Here is a 19,303-nt window from a genome sequence, read left to right as displayed (position 1 = left end):
TTAAAGCCGCTCGGCGACGTCCGCAACGTGCGGAAAATCGTGGAGGGGTGGGCGGACAACGAATTCGAAAAGGAACGGCTTGAGAAGATCGAGAGTGAGGACCGGCAGACTTTCCTCAAGATCGCCGAGGATATCGGCGTTGAAATGGAACAGGTCCGCGAGGCGGCGACGAAGCTTGATCTGCAGCTCGAACTCGACGACGGTCAGCTCGACATCCTCGCCACCGCCTTCATGCCCGCCGACGACGAACGCGAGTTCGCCATCGTCACCGACCGAAGCCGGCAGCTCGGTTCTATTCGTCGCGAGATCGACGCTGCAGGGCGCCAGCAGACGGGATCGCCCCGTCAGCATGGTGAAGCTGTAGATCCAGCTTCGGCCTACCAAGAGTGGGATGCCATAAACGGCGATCGGTACGCGGCGCTCCGTGCCCGCGTCGAGGCGGTGCTGCCGGACATCACAATTTCCAGCGACATGGCGGTCTTCGCTGAAGAGACACTGCGACATCTGACGACGAGAGGTCAGCAGGCGGCCCTCAGACGCACCAAAGCCCAGACGGACTCGTCGCGCCTCGCGAAGGCAAACGAGGAAGTCGAGGCCGGTCGATTGCGTGTCCGAGCGATTGACGCCGACATGGCCGGCATCCCTGCGGCAGCGGGTGGCCTCGCATCCATATTGTCTGAACTGACGGGCTTCATCGACGGCGAGACCTGCCCCGTGTGCGACCGCGACTATGCAGAGGTCGAACACGGAAGTCTGGTGGAACACGTCCATGGAAAGGTGCGCCAGCTTTCGTCCTCGGCACAGCGTCTGCTCGACCTCGGCCGTACGCGGACGGAGGCGCAGACGCTGGTCGATCGGCTTGACAGGGAGATCGCAGCGCTACAGCAGTCAGTCCTGGACGAGCGCTCACTTGCCGAGCTCGATCGTACGTCAGCCGCCATTGATACGGCGCGGCTCGAACTCGCGGACATGAGCGACATCCTAAAGCAAGGAGCCCAGCTCCGTGCCGCCGATGTCGCCGCGAAACGCGCGGTCACCCAGGCGCAATCGCAGAGCGTCGTCCTAACAGCCGCCCGGCAGACGCTGTCGGAGTTCGCTTCCAGCATCGGCACCGATCCAGTTGCGGACGGCGAAGACCCAGCCGCCGCCGGGGAACGGATCGATCAGCTACTGCAGACCCGATCGAGATGGCTAGATGATCGTCTCGCTGCCCGCCGGTCCGCACGAGAGGCGCTTTCCGCAATCAAGTCGCTGCACATTCGTCGGAACAGCCTCGCGGAGACCAGCGCGAAGAACGCGGCCGAGCTGATGAAGGTTGTTGGGGCTCAGAAGCGTGCGACCGCGATTCGGACACAGGGCAACAAGATCCGCGAGGCCGTCGATGCCATCCGCTCTGGCATCATCCGTCGTGAGTTCAACGATCGGCTGAACCGCCTCTGGCGCGACCTCTTCATGCGGCTGGCGCCAGGAGAGCCGTTTATTCCTGCCTTCCGGATCCCGGATGCGGGCACGCAGCGAATCCAGCCGCGGCTGGTAACCGACCACCGCGACGGAGGCGCTAATGGGGGCACGCCTGGGGCGATGCTCAGCGCAGGCAACCTCAATACGGCCGCGCTGACGCTCTTCTTGTCGCTCCACCTATCGGTGCCCAAGACGCTGCCGTGGCTTATCCTCGACGATCCTGTGCAGTCGATGGACGACGTGCACATCGCCCATCTCGCTGCTCTTCTCCGCACACTTTCGAAGGAGCACGGGCGCCAGATCATCGTCGCGGTGCATGATCGGCACCTTTTTGAGTATCTACGACTAGAGCTGAGCCCAGCATTCGCGACGGACAGCCTACTTACCCTAGAGCTCACGCGAGGGCCGCAACAGGACACTCGCTGCCTCTCCCGTCGCTTCGTCTACCAGGAAGAGACGTCCTTCCTAGCGGCCTAGGGATACGGACGTATTCTGCGGGGGTGTAGATTGGGCCTGAGCCGTTCCAGGTTTCGGAGGCTGATGGGTTTGTGTCGTACGCGGCAAGGGGGCGGCCTCGAGATGAGCCTAATCGGCAGCTTCCGCGTTGGAGCGCGCGATGTTGCTGAGGGGCTCGAGAAGACGGCAGTTCTTGAAGCAAGCCCCATTTGAGGGTGACGAACGGCAGTTCACTGTTGTGCTGAACGCCGCTACGTGAACGAATGTCGTCTTTCGGGTTTAGCTTCGGGGCGGTTGGGCGGCGGAAACGGGCGCAAAGCCGACATGCGGCCATCGCTTCCCCGAGCGCTAAGAAGGAGCTGCAACGTCCTCATCTTTTGCGGCGGGATTAGCTCGGCCCTTTCCCTCATCCCGCGCCCGCTGGATCGTCTGCCGGCTGACGCCATAGTCGCGTGAGAGCTTGGAGACCGACGCCCCCTCCCCCAGCTTCTCACGGACCACCTGCTTCTGGGCATCCGTCAAACTGCGCGGACGGCCCAGCACCTTGCCCTGTTCCCTGGCCCGGATCAGGCCCGCATGGGTGCGCTCGATCAGAAGATCGCGCTCGAACTCCGCCACCGCGTTGATGACGCTCATAGTCATACGGCCCGTCGAGCTGGTGAGGTCCACACCCCCCAGCGCCAGGCAATGAACCTTCACGCCCATCTCGGCCAACGTCTCGACCGTGGTGCGCACATCCATCGCGTTGCGGCCGAGACGATCCATCTTGGTGACGACGAGAACATCCCCTTCCTCCATCCGGTCCAGAAGACGCGTGAAGCCCTCGCGCTCCTTGGTGGCGACCGATCCGGAGACGGTTTCGGAGACGACGCGGCGGGCATGGACGTCGAAGCCGGCGACTTTGATCTCGCCGATCTGGTTTTCGGTGGTCTGCCCGTGGGTGGACACGCGGACATAGGCAAAAGTTCGGGACATCGAACCTCGAAAACGACCTTATACGTCGCGATCTTATAGGGCATGTCCGATACAACGGATAGCTGGTTTCTGATCAGGCTCTGCGGAGCCTGTCCTTAAACGATCATTTTTGAACACAAATCGACGGCGTATTCTACCTTATTTTATGTTTCTCACCCTTTGCAGCGATATCGTGCAATGGATAAAGTTAATCCCGTTATGGATCTAGGATGAGGCTTTCCGAAATGGACCATAGACACGTTGTTCCTGTTGCCGCAAACGGTCGCATGAATCTTCCATCTGCCATACGTGCGCGCTTGGAGTTGGAAGGAGGAGGAAAACTCGTCTTTATCGAAAAGGAGAATGGCGAGGTTGAGGTCACCACTCTGAGACGTTCCCTGAGGCGTGCTCAGGAACTCGTTCGCCAGTACATTCCAAATGGGGATGGGGTCGTAGACGAGTTCATAGCTGAGCGCCGCGCCGAAGCCGCTAAAGAGTTCGAGGATGGTCAGATGGCCAGCCAGCCGGAGCCCGAAAGCAAGTGAGTGCATCCGTTCTCGACACATCCGCCGTTCTTGCCTTTCTTCTGCAAGAGCCAGGTGGTGATGAGGTTGCAACGCTGCTCGAAGGTCGAGCCATCATTTCCGCGGTGAACGTGCAGGAGCTTTTGGTTAAACTTCTCGCGAAAGGCATGACCTCGCGGCACGCCAGATTAACGATCCAATCCCTCAATCTCGAATGCTATCCTCATTCCATGGAAGACGCCGAGGCCTCGGCCGAGTTAACCGAACATACCAGGGTGAAGGGATTGAGTTTGGGGGATCGGAGTTGTCTGGCTTTGGCTGGCAAGCTCGGTTTGCCAGCGGTCACGGCCGATCGCGTATGGTCGGAATTGGCCGGGACCGTTGCGGTGTCAGTTCGCGTTATTCGCTAGGTTCTGATTTCAAGTTTGAGCGTGTCGCCCCGCAGTCAGGAGTAATTGGCACCTCAATCTCTCGTTGCGAGGCGCCGGAGAAGGCACGCGGGGTTCTACCGAGAACCACGTCAGGGTAGCAGATCGTTCTGCCATGCCGTTACTTCACTCTCACAGGCTAGGTTCTGCGAGCATATGATCTCTGCAAGCCCCGGCATCCGCGTCGTCAGGTCTTCCGACAACCAAGGCCAGTGGAACGGTGGCGCACGTTCCCGTCGCGCTCAGGCTGGCCGCCGCGTCCGATACCGGAACCGGAGCCGTTGCCCATTCCATTGCCGACATGACCGTTGCCTTGACCAGACGCAGCCAGGCTCACGCTGGTAAGCGAAGTCAGAAAAAACTGGACTTGCCCTGAGAAAGTGGAGAGCGTTTTCAGTGTTGTACGGCCTGCCTCTCGAACTGAAGCGGGCTGATGACGTCGAGCGCGGAACGGCGCCGGACGGGGTTGTAGAAGCCGTCGATGGTGCGGCCGATGGCGGCGTTCGCCCGGGCGCGGTTCTTCAAGACCATCAAATCCGAGCTCGTTTTGCGAACCGTCTTCTATACCAGAGCCAAGGCCGAGCAGGCCATTGCCCACACTATCGACGGCTTCTACAACCCCGTCCGGCGCCATTCCGCGCTCGATGTCAGCAGATCCGCGCAGTTCGAAAGAACCGCGTCATGCTGAACACAGGCTTCTCCAATTAAAAGAGGAAAACCCACTTACGAGATGCTGCAGCCGTTGGGTGATATCCTCAACGGCCTTCTCGTATCTGTCGAGCCATCCGTCTTCGCCTCTCGAAAGGCACCTCTGCCGACGGAGAAAAACCGGCAAGGGCGTTGGGAGGGACGCCGAAAAGGATCGGACTCTTCGGCTCCTTTGCGAGAGCCGGGAGAAGCTCGGCTTCGCAAGGGGAAAGTTACTTGGTTGTCGTGGCCGTCGAAGAGGTGGTCTCCTTGGCATCAACTTTGCCCTGGTGAGCGGCCACCGGCATGGCGTTCACATCCACGACGTCGAAGCGCATCCGGTCTTCCGTCCGCTTGAGCACCGCATTCGCCTCGTAGAACTTGCCGCCATCGATCAGCTTGGCTGCCTCGCTGATATCGCTGGCTGTCTTGTCCAGCGGCAGCACGGCCATGGAGAAGCTGACATCCACGTCGGCCAGCTTCAGCGTTTCCAGCGCGCCCTTGCGGTCGCCCTTCTGGACGCTCTCGTTGGCCTTCTTGATCGCCGCGGCTTTTTCAGGGGTTGCCACGAAATCCTCGCCCAGCACGAGCTGGCCGTCGATCGGCAACCAGGCGACCGTCTGCGTCGCATCATCGGTTGCGGTCTTGGCTGCGCCCTTGGTCTTTTCGGCGATCCGGTTCAGCTTGGCGTCGAGCTTGTTCTCGGCCTTCCAGAACACCGCATCGTCGGTCTTGGCCTTCTCGATGGCCGTCTCGGCCTTGTCGATCAGGGTCTTGGCATCCTTGGGGTCAGCGTTGAAAATCGCCAAACGGGCTTCGTTCATGTCACGAAAGGCCAGGGCTCCATCCTTGGACAGCTTGCCGACATCCTTGTCCGCCGTCTTTTCCGCCGCGACAACACCGGCGGGCTCGGCCTTGGCGGCCTGGTCGGCGGCATAGGCGCCGCCAACGGCGGTACTGGCAAGTAGAAAGGCAGCGATGACCTGATACGCTTTCATGATGCTTCTCCTATTTTTGAATTGAACTCAATATTACTCCGTTGCGGCCAGATATTCCGCGGCCATCGAGTTCAGGAGAATAACAAATTGCCGAAAGGCAGGTTTCATTACCGTTGCATTAAATGATGTTCGAAGCAGTGATAGTTCGTCTGACAAAAATACGGTGGGTTGTACTACCTCTGCCCGCGCCGGGCTCTGTCGGCCCGCAACGAAAAACGCCCCTGCCGGGGGAGGACCGGCAAGGGCGTTTGAGAGAAGCCTAGGGGTGGGAGGAACCTCTCGGCCAGTCCGCTTCAGGTGGGGGAGGACCAGCTGAAGCGAAAGGGGGGGAAACTCTTAGCGGACCGCCTGACGGGCGATGGCCTGGATATCGCCGCGTGCGATGCCGAGGTCGGCGAGTTCGCGCTGCGAGAGACGGTTCAGCTCGGCGGCCGTGTTGCGGTACTGGCGCCAGGTGCTGAAGGAGCGAGCGAGGGACATGATGTCTTGCCTTTCGTGCCCGGCCTCTCATCGGTGGTGGCCGGCGTGTTCCTGTTCTTCCGATGGGCAGAAATTACGCCTCCCGCTCATTGGGCAGTAGCGCAAAGCTCGAAGAGGAGCTTTGCAACCCTTCGCTATCGAGTACCTGCACGTCCGACATGCGAGGGACGCACGGATCGCCCCCGTTTGGCACCATGGATGTCTTGGAACGGCCTTACTCAGGCGCAAGGCATTTGCCGTTTTCGCATCATTTCAGCGCTTATAAGAAGTTGGCGGCAGGACCCGCTTGCTTCTCGATCGCGTCCGGGCCGAGACGGCTCTGGCCGACAGATCGCGCGCGCCATGAACTGCGCTCGACGATCGCGGCCAGGAATGTCCAAGCAGTCGCCTCGTTGCCCGCTCTCGCAGGGTGGTGATGTTCGACGATGCTGTCATCAACCCGCCGCGCAACCGTATCGAACTTCGCCGCAATCGGCCTTTGGCTCCAACGCATTCGGGGTCCTGCGAAGACACGAAGCCGCCTCCCAGAAGGCGGGATCCCTGGAATCCTTTAGCGGCGAGACGAACATAAGTTCGGTTCGAGGGCGTCGAAACGCTCGACGCTTACTGGTTTCCAGCTTGACGGAAGCCATGCCTATCCTGCTGTCAGGATGAATTGACATTAGACATTTTTTTGTGACAGATGTCAAAAATTGGAACGTGAGGGAGACCGGTCCGTCAAGCGGATGGGTCACGTTTCGAGACAAGATCGTACGGGAGGTGCGATTTGCTTCGCAGTTTTGATCGCCAAGGCGTTTTTCTCGGCTTGCTCAACGTCGTCCTCTTGACGGCGGGCGCGATGATGGCCGGCGCTAATTTCATCGATAGCTACAATCTTCAATCGATGGCCGCGCAGGTCCCCGAACTCGGCCTCCTCGCCTTCGGCGTGATGCTGGCCATGACTTCGGGCAACGGCGGCATCGATCTCTCGGGCATCGCGCTGGCCAACCTGTCGGGCATTGGCGCTTTGATGCTGGCCAAGCTCTTCGTGTCCCCCGACGCCGCGCCCGAACTCTTCTCTTGGAGCTTTGCCGGGATTGCACTTCTCATCGGCCTTGTCGGGGGGCTGGCGAACGGACTGGTGATCGCCCATGGCCGCCTGACACCGCTGATCGCAACGCTCGGCACGCAGCTCCTGTTCACCGGCATCGCGGTGTTCCTGACCAACGGCTCCGCCTTGAGCCTCGGCTATATCCCGCCGCTCGACGACTTCGGCAACTCGCCGGTGCTGGGCATGCCGATCTGCTTCGCGCTGTTCCTCGTGGTCGCGGCGATCATCGGCTTCGTCCTGCGCTTCACGCCCTTCGGCGTGCGCCTGATGCTGCTCGGCAGCAACCCCAAGGCTGCGCGCTACGGCGGCATCGCCGAGCGTCGGATGATCGTTCTGACCTATACGGCGAGTGGCCTCCTGTCCTCGATTGCCGGCATCGTCATTGCCGCCCGCAATGCCTCGGTGAAGTGGGATTACGGCGGCTCCTACGTTCTGATCGCGATCCTGATCGCGGTGATGGGCGGGGTGAAGCCGGAGGGCGGCTACGGCAAGGTCGGCTGCGTGCTTCTGGCGGCAACGGCCCTGCAGATCCTGTCCAGCCTCTTCAACTTCATGGACATCTCGAACTTCTTTCGGGATCTCGCCTGGGGACTTCTGCTCCTCGCTCTTCTGGCCTTCGCCAGGTTCGACTTCGGCTATTGGCTCCAGCCGAGCCGCTGACACGCCGGAACAGCGCGCCATCCCTGCCGGGAGACGAGGCAGGAAAGGCGCGCCCGCACTTCATATCCAATGGGAGGATCCATATGACCATTCTATCCAAGCTCGCCGCCTGCACGGCGCTCGGCTTGACCCTCTGCGCCGGCGCGGCCACGGCCCAGGACAAGCCGACGATCGTCACCGTCGTGAAGGTGACGGGCGAGAACTGGTTCACCCGCATGAACCAGGGTGTCGACGCCTACGGCGCCGAGCATACGAACGTCGCGACAAGCCAGATCGGCCCGGCCAAGGCGGACGCCGCCCAGCAAGGCCGCATCATTGAGGATCTGGTTGCCAAGAACGTCTCGGCCATCGCCGTGGTGCCGATGGACCCGGCGGCGCTGGAAGGCGTGCTGCGCCGCGCCGGACAGCGTGGCATCAAGGTCATCACCCACGAGGGCGACAGCCTGGTCAACACCGCCGTCGATATCGAGGCCTTCGACAACGCGGCTTTCGGCCGACGCATCAACGAGAAGCTGGCGGCCTGCATGGGCCAGTCCGGCAAGTGGACGAGCTTCGTCGGCTCGCTCGGCAGCCTGACGCACAATCAATGGGTGGATGCAGGCGCCGAGAACGCCAAGAAGTATCCGGGCATGGAACTGGTCGCCGCCAAGAACGAGTCCTTCAACGACGCCAACAAGGCCTATGAGAAGGCCAAGGAGATCCTGCGCCGCTATCCCGACATCAAGGGTTTCCAGGGCTCGTCGGCGATCGACGTCATCGGCATCGGCCGCGCGGTGGAAGAGGCAGGCCTGCAGGACAAGACCTGCGTCTATGGCCTCGGCCTGCCCAAGGACACCGGCCCCTATCTCGAAACCGGCGCGGTGGACGAGATCTTCTTCTGGGATCCGAAGGATGCCGGCTACGTCATGAACGTCGTCGCCAACATGGTGCTCGACGGCAAGGAAGTCACCGACGGCATGGATCTGGGCGTTCCCGGCTATAACAAGGTGTCGGTGAAGAAGGGCCCCGGCAAGGGCGTCATCGTTCAGGGCGAGGCCTGGGTCGATGTCGATAAGGCCTCCTACAAGAACTACCCGTTCTAAGCCCCGGCGCGAACGCGTCTTTCGACCGCTCCGGGGTCTCGGCGGCCCCGGAGCAGCCCCGTTTCCATCAGGATGTCATCATGTCCGTCGTCTCCGCGCCGCGACCGGCCGACGCCGCCCCTCCGCTTCTGGAAATCCGGGGCGTGCGCAAATCCTTCGGTGGCGTCCACGCGCTGAAGGCAGTGGACCTCGTGATCGAGGCAGGCCGCGTCTACCATCTGATGGGCGAGAACGGCTGTGGCAAGTCAACGCTGATCAAGATCATCTCGGGCGCGCAGGCCGCCGACGAGGGCCAGATCCTCGTGGATGGCACACCGACCGGCGAGCGGGCGGGCGACATCGGCCCGATCGGCGCGCTGCGCGCCGGGATCGAGACGGTCTACCAGGACCTCTCCCTCCTTCCCAATCTCTCCGTTGCCGAGAACGTCGCCTTTACCGGGCAGCTCGTCGCCGCCGATGGCCATCTCGCCCGCCGGCTCGACATGGGGGCGCTGCGCGAGACGGCGCGGGCCGCGCTTGCCAAGGTGCAGCTGCCGACGGACCGCGACTTCCTCTCCCGGCGCACCGACACACTGCCGCTCGCCACCCGCCAGCTCGTCGCCATCGCGCGGGCGGTGGCCGCCGACGCGCGGCTCGTCATCATGGACGAGCCGACGACCTCGCTGACGCGCCAGGAGGTGGACAACCTCCTGCGCGTCGTCGAGCGGCTGCGCGCGGGCGGCGTCGCGGTTCTTTTCGTCACGCACAAGCTCGAGGAGTGCAAGGCGATCGGTGGGCGCGCCATCATCATGCGCGACGGGCGCAAGGTGGCCGAGCTCGATGTCGCCGAGCATTCCAAGGCCGAGTTCATGCACTGGATGACGGGCCGCGAGATCAGCGAGGCGCGCTATCGCACCGAGCCCAAACTCGGCGACACGCTCTTGGATGTCCAAGCCCTGGGGGGCGACGCCTTCCGCGACGTGTGCTTCTCGCTTCGGCGCGGCGAGATCCTCGGCTTCACGGGCCTTGCCGATTCCGGGCGCAACGAACTCGCCCTCGCGCTGGCCGGCGTCCGGCCCGCCCGCAGCGGGCATATCCGCCTCGGCGGCGCGGCGCTGGAGCTGCGCACGCCCGCGGGGGCCATCGAGGCCGGCATCGGCTACGTGCCGGAGGACCGGCTGACCGAGGGGCTCTTCCTCGAAAAATCCATCGAGGAGAACATCACCCTGCCGGTGCTGGACCGCCTGCGCGGCGCGCTCGGCATCATCAGCGGGCGGCGGGCGCGAAAGCTCGCCGAGACGACGGTGGCCGACCTCCAGGTCGCCACGCCCAACGTCGTCCTTCCCGTCCAGTCGCTATCGGGCGGCAACCAGCAGCGCGTCCTGATCGGACGCTGGCTGACCATCGAGCCGCGCCTCCTGATCCTGCACGGGCCGACCGTGGGCGTCGATGTCGGCTCGAAGGACACGATCTTCCGCATCATCCAGCGGCTCGCCGACGGCGGCATGGCCGTCATCATCATCAGCGACGACCTGCCCGAACTCCTTCAGAACTGTGACCGGATCGCGGTCATGCGCCAGGGCCGGGTCGTGGCCGAGCGGCCCGTCGAGGACTGGAGCGAGGACACGATCTACCGCTCGCTCGCATCCGCCGGAGAAGGACTCGACGCATGACCGAGATCGCATCGGCCCCGCCGGCACGGGGCGACGCCTGGCATTCCCGCGTCTTCGACCGCATGGTCCGCCGGCCCGAGCTTTTCACGCTTCTCCTCGTCATCCTCACCTCGGTCGCGGTGACGATCGCCAACCCGGACTTCCTCCAGGTCAACAACCTCTTCGACGTCCTGCGCGCTTCCGTGGTGCGCGGCCTCTTTGCGATGGGCGTTCTGGTCGTGCTCGCGGCAGGCGGGATCGACGTGTCCTTCACCGCGATCGCCGCGTTGATGATGTACGCGCTGACGATGCTGGCGACGAACCACGCGCCCGACATGCCGCTCGTGGTCTTCTTCCTCCTGGCGGCGGGCGGCGGCGCGCTGCTCGGCGCGGCCAACGGTGTCCTGGTCCACACGCTGAAGGCGCCCTCACTGATCGTGACGATCGGCACCCAGTACATTATCCGCAGCTTCCTCCTGACCTTCGTCGGGACGGCGCTGTTCATGAACATTCCGACGGCCATGGACGTCTTCGGCCGGGCCTCGCTCTACACCCACACCGCGCCGGGCGGCGGCATCTCCATCCTGCCGGCGAGCGTCCTCGTTCTCTTCGTTGCCGCTCTCGTCACGTGGTTCGTCTTGGAGCGCACGCTGATGGGCCGCGCGGTCTTCGCGGTTGGCGGCAATCCGGGGATCGCCGAGCGCCTGGGCATCAGTCTCTTCCGGGTGCGCGTCTTCGTCTTCGCCTATGCCGGGCTTCTGGCGGGGATTGCGGGCGTCGTCCACGTCGCCTCCAACCGGCTCGCCAACCCGTTCGACCTGGCGGGCATGGAGATTGACGTGATCGCCGCCGTGGTGCTGGGCGGCGCGCGCATCACCGGCGGCTCGGGTAGCGTCGTCGGCACGCTGCTCGGCGTCTTCCTCATCACGCTCGTCAGCAATGTCCTGATCTTCGTCGGCATCCCGAGCACGCTGCAGCTCGCCATCGTCGGCGGCTTCATCCTCCTTGCCGGCACGATCTTCGCGTTCAGCCAGCGCGGCTGACGCACGGTTCTCTCCTTCCTTCCCGTTCCCAAAGGCGCTTCCATGTCGCACGACGTCTCCGTGATCGGTCTCTACATCCTCGACGTCCTCGGCCGCCCGGTGGACGCCATTCCGCCCGGCGGGCAGGTCGCCTTCATCGACGAGATTCGCCTGACCGTCGCGGGAACGGCGGGCGGCACGGTGATCGATCTCGCCAAGCTGGGCCTGAACTGCCTTGCGGTGGGTGCGGTCGGCGACGACGAGAAGGCCGACTTCGTGCTCGCCACGCTCCGGCGCTTCGGCGTCGACACGAGCCAGATGCAGCAGCTTCAGGGCGTGCCGACCTCCGCGACGATCCTCAACATCCGCCGCGACGGCAGCCGCCCGGCCCTCCACGCGCGCGGCGCTTCGGACCATTTCGAGGTGGCCGACGCCGCGCTCGACGCCGTGCTCGCGCCAGCGATCATCCATCTCGGCGGCACCGGGCTCCTCGCCAAGCTCGACGGCGCGCCGAGCGCGCGGCTTCTGGCCGAAGCCAAGCGGCGCGGCCGCACCGTGACCTTCGATCTTCTGGGCGCCGGTCCGCAGACCCTATCGCTGATCGAGCCGCTCCTGCCCCATATCGACTATTTCATGCCCTCCATTGAGGAAGCGCGCGACATTTCGGGGGCTGCCGACGTGCCATCGGCCGCCGGCTTCTTTCTTGGGCGCGGCGTCAAGCATTGCGTCTTCACGCTTGGCGGCGACGGCGCCTGCTTCGTCGCGGCCTCCGGCGAGACCGTTCACCAGCCCGCCTATGCGATCGATGTCGTGGACACGACAGGCTGCGGCGACGCATTCGACGCCGGCTTCATCACCGCGCTCCACCACCGTATGGATGTCTCCACGGCGCTCGCCTTTGCCCAAGCCTCAGCCGCGCTGGTGGCGACGGGCCTCGGTTCCGACGCTGGCATCCGCTCGTTCGATGAGACGCTTGCCTTCATGAACGAGGCCCCGCGCCGGGCCCACGCCCCATCGGCATGAGAAAGACAAGCCGTTCATCAGGAGAAACATCGTTGCTGGCCCACTCCGCAGCTTGGCTAGGTGTTTGATCCCACGGTTTGATGGTCCGATCCATTTCGTTGGAATGGAAAGAGGCACTATGGGGCAGGTCCATCATGGGTGCGCCACGACCATGCACGCCGCCCGAGCAGCATCCGAGCGATCGCAAGCTTCGTTCGCGACACTGAGCCGTGAGCCGGGGATCAGCCCGAAGCGGTCGCGAAGTGGCGGAAACGGGCAACCGTTGAGGATCTGAAGGCCTCATTCGACGACACTGACCGAGGGGAAGGAGGCAATGGTCGTGGCGTTCCGACGCCACACGTTGCTGCTGCTCGACGACAGCCTTTACGCCCTGCAACGGTCGCTCCCGCATCTGACGCGCTCCGCGCTGCATCGGTGCCTGCAACGATATGGCATCTCCCGCCTGCTGGCATCGGGAGGGACAGGCCAAACTGGCAGCGCTTCAAGCGCTCTCCGATCCCTTGCAAGGCGGACGATGCGCAGCATCGTTGAGAGGGAGCTTCTTCCGCATCGATATTGCCGAGGTGCGGAACCCTATCCATCAGAGGCCGGGACTGAACACATAGGACTCTTGAGCCGATCATGCCCCTCGCACGACAGCCAAGCGCAACAGATCGAGCCGCCTCGCTGATTCCGATCCCCTCAGGGAAGGGCCTGACCGGGGCGACCTCCAAGAGAGGCATGACAGCCAAGGGATCACCCATCAGCCGAGGCGAGACATCCGCTCAGGAGCGCTTGACCTCGACACCGCGAATGGAGAAGCCGGTCTGATCAATGCGCTTTGGTATGATCCGTTGGAAACGGCACCCAAGACGCGTCGCAGTTTCGGCTTGGCCCGCGAGCGGGGGATAGATCATAGCCTGCGGGGATCGGTGACACCCCACCGGGGCCTGCCGACAATTGCGCGTTGTCGATATTCCATGTTGCATCGGACGCGAAGTGCACGCCATTCAGCGTCACATGCAGCGGATGAGCGCCGTCATAGCCGCGCAGGATCAGCGCCCCATCCGTGCCGCTCACATCGTGCAACAGGATGTCGCGATAGACCGGGATATGTTGACCTCCAACACCGGGATCGTAGCGCGTATCGAAATCGATCGGCTTTCGGTTCCCGCGCAAGCACACGCCATCGTAGCGCACGCGGGTGACCAACCCGCCCCGGCTGGCGTCGCTCTTGATCCTCAACCCCGACGTCGTGCCGTCCAGCGTCACATCGCGGACGAGGATGTCGCTGACGCCTTCGTTGACCTCACTCCCAATCGACAGGCCGTGTCCCCAGTAGAAATGATCGTTCAGGATCGAGACGAAGCGGGTCGCGCCCTTGCCGGCCTTGATCGCGATATTGTCGTCTCCCGTGCGAATGAAGCTATGGGCGATGGTGACATCCTGCGACGCGCCGGGATCGATCCCGTCGGTGTTGCGTGCGTCGGCAGGGGTGTCGATCCTGACACCCCAGAAGGTCGCGCCCTCGACCTTGTTGAGCGCGACATGGAAATTGGCGGCGTTGCGCAACGTTACCCTGTAGAAGGTCACGTTGCGGGTTTGCTCCAGTTCGATCAGGCGAGGATTGTTCTGATGGCCCCCTTCGTTCTGCGCTCGGCGGGCGAGCTGCCACCAGGTTTCGCGATGGCCGGCCATGACCGCGCCGCCTTGGCCATCGATCGTGCCGTCTCCCACGATGCCGCCGCCCTGCGTATGGGAGAAGGACAGAAAGGGCGCGCAGCCATCCCCCTTGGTGGCGATGGTGCCGCAGGTGCCCTGTCCTCGGTCATAGGCCAGTGGGTCCGTCGTCGCTGCCAGCACGACACCGCGATCGATCCAGAGCGTGACGCCCGATGCCATGTGCAGGGGCCGGCTGACGAACCGTCCGTCGCTTGCTGCTGCAACGAGGCGGACGGCCGCACCCGGCTCGCAACGATCGATAGCCGCTTGTATCCGCCCTGTGTCATCCGCATCGCCTTTGGACGCCAGGGTCGCGCAGACTTGCGTCGGCAGCGACGGCTCGCGCACGTCGCGGCGATCCTGCGCCTGGACGTTCCAGGCGAAAAGGGCGGCCACGATCAACAGACCTCCGCGCAGGAGAGCGTTGTATTCTGACAGGGAAGCGAAACGCGGCATCACGGGATCTTCAGTCCGAGAGAGTAAACCGCAACCAGAGCGAGAGGCTCGGTGGCGGACAGCCAGCTTGATTGCAACGATCCCGTTCTATTCAATTTTCAGGCGATGAAGACCCGAAACAGCCGTCCGATCTACCGAGCCTCCGATCAGCCTATGAGGTTGTCGACCATCGAACGGAACTGGGCCTTGCGAAACATTCGCATCCCTTCGAACCCATGAAGGGAATTGTGGACCGTCTTTGGCGACTTGAACCCACGCACCGGGCGGATGCGCTGCTTCAGCTTCCCGTGATCGCAATCCAGCCTGTTGTTCAGGAACGTCACCTGCCGATGCTGGCAGGTCGGCGGCAGGCGATGTTCCTTGCGCAGCGAGCCAAGCGCCTCGTTGCAGGCTCGGCTTTTGTCGGTCGACACGACGGACGGGCAATGATGCGGCGAGCGGTTCGAGGCCGTGCTCAGGAACTGTTTGGCGGCCGTCGTCGTACGGGTTTGCGAGCGGTAGACGTTCAGTGTCTCGCCACCCTCGCCAATCACCCGACACAGACACATCCATTCGCCGCGAACCTTCATAGAGGTCTCGTCGACATACCATGTCTTGGTTTACAGCGGCTTGCACCGCTGGACACGAGGGCCCAGCTCGGGCGCGTGGTGCTGCACCCATCTGTAGATCGTCGTATGGTCCACCGGGAGAGGACGCTCGGGCATCCTCTCCTCGAGGTCGCGGCAGCTTCGGGCGTAGCGGCAGTACCAGCGCAGGCGAAGAATGATGATGTCAGGCGCGAAGTGACGGCCGCTGAACGCTGCGCTCATCAGTCAAGCCACGCTTTGGCTCATCTCTCAGCCTCAGCTCGCATCAACGGCCGCTGCTTTGCAACAAAGCCGCCGCCACGGTTAAGGCGCGGGGGCGGGTCGGCTGGCCAGCAGACTGGCCGTCGCAATCGCGTCGGCGATCGCCCGGACCGAGAGCTTGGCGGGAACCGAGTGGATGACGTTGGTCGGCAGCATCGCCGCCTCGCCGACACGCGTGAGATCGGCAGCGCTGACGGTCTCCAAGCCGAGATCGGCGAGCGTCGTGGGCAGGCCCAGATCGCGGCAGAAGGACAGGGCTTCCGCGAATTCGGCGGGCGGACGGTTCTCCAGGACGAGAAGGCAGAGGACGCCGAAGGCGACCTTCTCGCCATGCAGGAAATGGTGCGTCGGCTCCAGCACGGTCAGGGCGTCGTGGATGCCGTGTGCGCCCGAGACGCCGCAATTCTCGAAGCCGAGACCCGACAGGAGCGTGTTCGCCTCGATGATGTTCTCGACCGCCGGGGTAAGCCGCCCGTCCTTGGCCGCCGCATAGGCCGCCCGCCCATCACGCATCAGCACCTCGTGGCAGGCGCGGGCGATCTGATAGCCGCCGACCGTGGAGGCGTAGCCGTCGCCGATATAGTTGTTGGAGCGCGACTCGATGTTGGAGCGCGCCTCGTAGAAGGTGGAGAGCGCGTCGCCCATGCCGGCTGCCAGGAAGCGAGCCGGCGCCTTGACGATGAGGTCGCTGTCCACCAGCACCACGTCCGGATTGCGCCCACAGCGCACGACGCGGTCGTAGACGCCGTCGGGCGAGTAGACGACGCCGAGCGAACTCGTCGGCGAGTCCGTCGAGGCGATGGTGGGAACGGTGACGATGCGCGCCCCGATGCCGAAGGCCGTGATCTTGGCCGTGTCCAGCGCCTTGCCGCCGCCGATGCCGACGACGGAAGCGGCACTGGCTGCGCGCCCCGCCGCCACGCAGCGCTCGATCTCGGCGTCGGAGGATTCGCCGCCGAAGCGCACGAAGTCCGCCGCTACCCCCGACGCTGCAAGGGCGCTTTCCAGATCCGGGCGCAGCCTGTCCCAGAAGAAGCCGTCGATCACCACCAGCGCCTTATCACCGAGTGGGGCGAGGTAGCGCCCCAGATCGGCCGTCACGCCCGGGCCCTGGACGTAGCGAAGGGGGCCGCCGTATCCGCGTTGAGTCATGGTCCTGTGGTCCTGAAAAAGGGTCAGCGCAGCGTCAGGCCGCCGTCGACCGTATGGATTTCGCCGGTGGTGAAGGACGAGGCGTCGCTGGCGAGATAGACCACCGAGCCGGCAAGCTCGTCCACGGTGCCGATACGGTTCTGGACGGCGCTTTTGGCCCAGTGGTTGTTCACCACGTCCGGGTTCTCGCGCAGCACCTCCTCGGTGAGTTCGGTCAGGATGTAGCCGGGCGCCAAGGCGTTGACGCGGATGTTGTGCTCGGCCCATTCGGTGGCGAGGCATTTGGTCAGCATGTGAACCGCGGCCTTGGAGACGTTGTAGGCCGAGTGCTTGAACGGCCAGTTCACGATGCGCCCGGACATCGAGCCGATATTGATGATCGAGCCGGACTTCTGGCGGATCATCAGGCGGCCGATCGCCTGGCTGACCAGGAACACGCCGTCGAGATTGACCGCCATCGTCGCCCGCCAGTCCGACAGGGCATAGGTCTCGGCGTCGCCGGGATAGATCGTGCCGGCATTGTTGACGAGAATGTCCACGCGCCCCCAGCGCGCCTCGACGGCGGCGGCCAGCCGTTCGACGTCGTCCGGGTTGGAGACGTCGGCCTGGATGGCGAAACTGTCGCCCCCTCCGGCGTTCAGCTCCCGGGCCAGGTCCTCGGCCTGGGCGAGCGTCGAGCGCACGACGATCGCGACGTCGGCGCCGTGCGCCGCCAGCGCCTGTGCCAGCGCCCGGCCGATGCCGCGCGAACCGCCCGTCACGATGGCCTTGCGACCGGTAAGATCGAACATGCGCGCATAGTCACGCTTGGCCGTCATGGTGTTTTCCCTCCCTCTTGATGGTTGATGAGCCCATGCGAAACGTCCGCCGGTCCGGCCGGGCGGGTCGTCTCGCCGCCCCTTCGTGGCCGGTCCTCGCCGATGCGCCCTCGCATCGCTCGAAGCCGGCGTCGCGGGAAACGGCAAGATGCTCGTCGGTCCCCGCGTCTGGAGCTGTCCGGATGGGCGTCGGATTTTCGTATGTGTCGGATCAGGCAGGCACGGTCTCGACCGCGCGCACCGGCGGCATGGGCAGCGCGATGGTCTCGCCGAGCTCCTTCAGGATCTGCTCGGACGTGCGCAGCGCCTGCGCGACGATGGTCAGCGACGGATTGAAGCCCGTCGAGGACGGCAGGAAGGAGGCGTCCACCACATAGAGATTCTCGACGTCCCAGACCTTGCAGTTGGTGTCGAGGACGGAGGTCGCGGGATCGGTGCCGAAGCGCGCGGTGCCGCACTGATGCATCGAGACCTTGATGTCCATCTTCTGCGTGACGATCAGGGGATAGCCGAGCGAGCGCATGATCTTCGACCAGACCTTCACCAGCTCGCCATGCGCCTTCAGATTGTTGGCGGTGTAGGCGAGGCGGATCTTGCCGTCCGGGTCGAGGCTGACGCGATTGTTGGGATCGGGCAGGTCCTCCGACATCAGCCACCAGTCCACGGAGCGTTCGGCAAACAGCGCCATCATGCTTTCCGGCGCCCATTTGACGCTCGCGGTCAGCATGCCGGCCTGCAGCTTGCCGAGGCCCTGCACGTTGCCGAGCGGATAGGGCCGCTCGGAATTGGCGAGGTAGAAGTCGTTGATCGCCATCGACTTCTGGAAGACGACGCGGTTCTTCTTGAACGGCGAGATCGCCATCATCGCCGTGTTGTTGTGGGCCATGTAGTTGCGGCCGAGCTGGTCGGACGTGTTGTTGCCGAGCCCGTTCGGGTGCTTGTCGTTGCGCGAGCGCAGGAGCAGGGCCGAGGAGTTGATGGCGCCGGCTGCCGAGACGAAGACCTTGGCCGAGACCGTCCGGCGCTCACCCTGGTAATCGAACTCGACCGCCGTGACCTTGCCGCCCGAGGGGTCGGTGACGAGGCGATGGACGAAGGCCTCGGTGATGAGCGTCACGCCGCCCTTGGCGAGCGCCGGATTGACGAGGCGCATCTCGGCGTCGCCCTTGGCGCCAATCTTGCAGGCGAAACCGTCGCAGGTCCGGCAGCGGGCGCAGGCGCCGCCGTCGTGATAGTCGATGGCGATCGGCAGCGGAAAGGGCCGCAGCCCCTTCTGCCGCAGCTTGGTCTCGAACCAGGCGATCTCGGGCTCGTGACCGATCGCGGGATAGGGCATGGGGCCCGAGCGCGGCGGCTCGATCGGGTCGAGCCCGGCCTCGCCATGCGTGCCCATGAGCCGCTCGGCGCGGGCGTAATAGGGCTCGAACGTGTCGTAGGAAACGGGCCAGGCGGGGGCGATACCGGCTTCGTGCTGCAGGTCCTCGAAATCCTCCTTGCGGAAGCGGACGGTGGCCGCGCCGAAGAATTTCGAGTTGCCGCCGACATAATAGTAGGTGCTGGGGTTGAAGAGAGCGCCGTCCTTGTCGCGCCACTCCTCCTTGGTCGCGTATTTCTTCTTGTGGAAGACGGCGTCGACGCTCCAGTTGTCCTTCTCGCGCGGCAGACGCGGGCCTCGCTCGATCATCAGGATCTCGCGGCCGGGCGCGGCCAGGGCATTGGCCAGCGCGCCGCCGCCGACGCCCGCGCCGATGATCACGACGTCGTAGCTGGTCTTCAATTCGGTCATCGTCTTGTCCTCCCAAGGGGCGCGGCGGCTCGTCTTGTCCCGCCGC

16 protein-coding genes and 4 pseudogenes are annotated in these 19,303 nt (G+C 64.0%); 10 read left to right on the top strand and 10 right to left on the bottom strand.

What is annotated here, in order from left to right; translation table 11 throughout:
- Positions 1–1,938: hypothetical protein (locus AUL36_RS24340; RefSeq protein WP_192843882.1), on the top strand; the 1,938-nt coding region annotated here is incomplete at its 5' end.
- A gap of 327 nt (positions 1,939–2,265) precedes the next feature.
- On the opposite strand, the gene AUL36_RS21065 is transcribed toward AUL36_RS24340, so the two are convergent.
- Positions 2,266–2,892 (bottom strand): recombinase family protein, encoded by a 627-nt coding sequence (locus AUL36_RS21065; RefSeq protein WP_062223955.1) that lies wholly within the window; start codon positions 2,890–2,892, stop codon positions 2,266–2,268.
- A 209-nt stretch (positions 2,893–3,101) separates the two neighbouring features.
- Between AUL36_RS21065 and AUL36_RS21060 the strand changes: the two genes are divergently transcribed.
- Together AUL36_RS21060 and AUL36_RS21055 are read left to right on the top strand one after the other, a co-directional pair.
- A complete protein-coding gene (locus AUL36_RS21060) occupies positions 3,102–3,416 on the top strand; it encodes an AbrB/MazE/SpoVT family DNA-binding domain-containing protein (protein ID WP_082655991.1) in 315 nt (104 codons plus the stop codon).
- Positions 3,413–3,805: a type II toxin-antitoxin system VapC family toxin gene (locus AUL36_RS21055; protein ID WP_062223951.1), complete on the top strand. Its 393-nt coding sequence runs from the start codon at positions 3,413–3,415 to the stop codon at positions 3,803–3,805. Before AUL36_RS21060 ends, AUL36_RS21055 begins: the two co-directional genes overlap by 4 nt.
- 411 nt (positions 3,806–4,216) lie before the next feature.
- Here the strand turns inward: AUL36_RS21055 and AUL36_RS24010 are convergent.
- Positions 4,217–4,342, bottom strand: a pseudogene (locus tag AUL36_RS24010) (IS3 family transposase); the annotation flags it as partial.
- 1 nt (position 4,343) lies between these two features.
- On the opposite strand from AUL36_RS24010, the pseudogene AUL36_RS21050 reads away from it, so the two are divergent.
- A pseudogene (locus AUL36_RS21050) lies at positions 4,344–4,511 on the top strand (IS3 family transposase); the annotation flags it as partial.
- Between the two features lie 232 nt (positions 4,512–4,743).
- On the opposite strand, the gene AUL36_RS21045 reads toward AUL36_RS21050, so the two are convergent.
- From AUL36_RS21045 to AUL36_RS24475, 3 genes are all read right to left on the bottom strand, one after another.
- Positions 4,744–5,508: a YfdX family protein gene (locus tag AUL36_RS21045; RefSeq protein WP_062223949.1), complete on the bottom strand. Its 765-nt coding sequence runs from the start codon at positions 5,506–5,508 to the stop codon at positions 4,744–4,746.
- A gap of 336 nt (positions 5,509–5,844) precedes the next feature.
- Positions 5,845–5,988 (bottom strand): DUF1127 domain-containing protein, encoded by a 144-nt coding sequence (locus AUL36_RS23490; protein WP_082655989.1) that lies wholly within the window; start codon positions 5,986–5,988, stop codon positions 5,845–5,847.
- 259 nt (positions 5,989–6,247) lie between these two features.
- The gene (locus tag AUL36_RS24475) at positions 6,248–6,481 is read right to left on the bottom strand and encodes a hypothetical protein (RefSeq protein WP_062223948.1); all 234 of its coding nucleotides are present in this window, start codon (positions 6,479–6,481) and stop codon (positions 6,248–6,250) included.
- 345 nt (positions 6,482–6,826) lie between these two features.
- Here AUL36_RS24475 and AUL36_RS21035 point away from each other — a divergent pair, with 345 nt between their 5' ends.
- The 6 genes and pseudogenes from AUL36_RS21035 to AUL36_RS24750 all read left to right on the top strand — a co-directional run.
- A complete protein-coding gene (locus AUL36_RS21035) occupies positions 6,827–7,738 on the top strand; it encodes an ABC transporter permease (protein ID WP_082655992.1) in 912 nt (303 codons plus the stop codon).
- A gap of 83 nt (positions 7,739–7,821) precedes the next feature.
- Complete coding sequence (locus AUL36_RS21030) at positions 7,822–8,820, top strand: substrate-binding domain-containing protein (RefSeq protein WP_062223944.1); 999 nt, start codon at positions 7,822–7,824, stop codon at positions 8,818–8,820.
- An 80-nt stretch (positions 8,821–8,900) separates the two neighbouring features.
- Complete coding sequence (locus AUL36_RS21025; RefSeq protein WP_062223942.1) at positions 8,901–10,472, top strand: sugar ABC transporter ATP-binding protein; 1,572 nt, start codon at positions 8,901–8,903, stop codon at positions 10,470–10,472.
- Positions 10,469–11,494, top strand: a complete 1,026-nt coding sequence (locus tag AUL36_RS21020) for an ABC transporter permease (protein WP_058633956.1) — start codon at positions 10,469–10,471, stop codon at positions 11,492–11,494. Before AUL36_RS21025 ends, AUL36_RS21020 begins: the two co-directional genes overlap by 4 nt.
- A gap of 42 nt (positions 11,495–11,536) precedes the next feature.
- A complete protein-coding gene (locus tag AUL36_RS21015) occupies positions 11,537–12,496 on the top strand; it encodes a carbohydrate kinase family protein (RefSeq protein WP_058633955.1) in 960 nt (319 codons plus the stop codon).
- A 118-nt stretch (positions 12,497–12,614) separates the two neighbouring features.
- Positions 12,615–12,956, top strand: a pseudogene (locus AUL36_RS24750) (IS481 family transposase); the annotation flags it as partial.
- A 350-nt stretch (positions 12,957–13,306) separates the two neighbouring features.
- Here the strand turns inward: AUL36_RS24750 and AUL36_RS21010 are convergent.
- From AUL36_RS21010 to AUL36_RS20985, 5 genes and pseudogenes are all read right to left on the bottom strand, one after another.
- Positions 13,307–14,653 (bottom strand): glycoside hydrolase family 28 protein, encoded by a 1,347-nt coding sequence (locus AUL36_RS21010; RefSeq protein ID WP_062223940.1) that lies wholly within the window; start codon positions 14,651–14,653, stop codon positions 13,307–13,309.
- 146 nt (positions 14,654–14,799) lie between these two features.
- A pseudogene (locus AUL36_RS21005) lies at positions 14,800–15,237 on the bottom strand (DDE-type integrase/transposase/recombinase); the annotation flags it as partial.
- A gap of 306 nt (positions 15,238–15,543) precedes the next feature.
- The gene (locus AUL36_RS20995; RefSeq protein ID WP_062223934.1) at positions 15,544–16,653 is read right to left on the bottom strand and encodes a glycerol dehydrogenase; all 1,110 of its coding nucleotides are present in this window, start codon (positions 16,651–16,653) and stop codon (positions 15,544–15,546) included.
- Positions 16,654–16,676: 23 nt separating this feature from the next.
- On the bottom strand, positions 16,677–17,471 hold the full coding sequence (locus tag AUL36_RS20990) for an SDR family NAD(P)-dependent oxidoreductase (RefSeq protein WP_058633951.1): 795 nt from the start codon (positions 17,469–17,471) through the stop codon (positions 16,677–16,679).
- Positions 17,472–17,682: 211 nt separating this feature from the next.
- On the bottom strand, positions 17,683–19,257 hold the full coding sequence (locus tag AUL36_RS20985; protein ID WP_062223932.1) for a GMC family oxidoreductase: 1,575 nt from the start codon (positions 19,255–19,257) through the stop codon (positions 17,683–17,685).
- Between the last annotated feature and the right edge of the window lie 46 nt (positions 19,258–19,303).

It is taken from the genome of Aureimonas sp. D3 (genome assembly GCF_001463805.1).
GTDB classification, from domain to species: domain Bacteria; phylum Pseudomonadota; class Alphaproteobacteria; order Rhizobiales; family Rhizobiaceae; genus Aureimonas; species Aureimonas ureilytica_A.
This window is presented reverse-complemented; position numbering and strand designations above follow the sequence as displayed.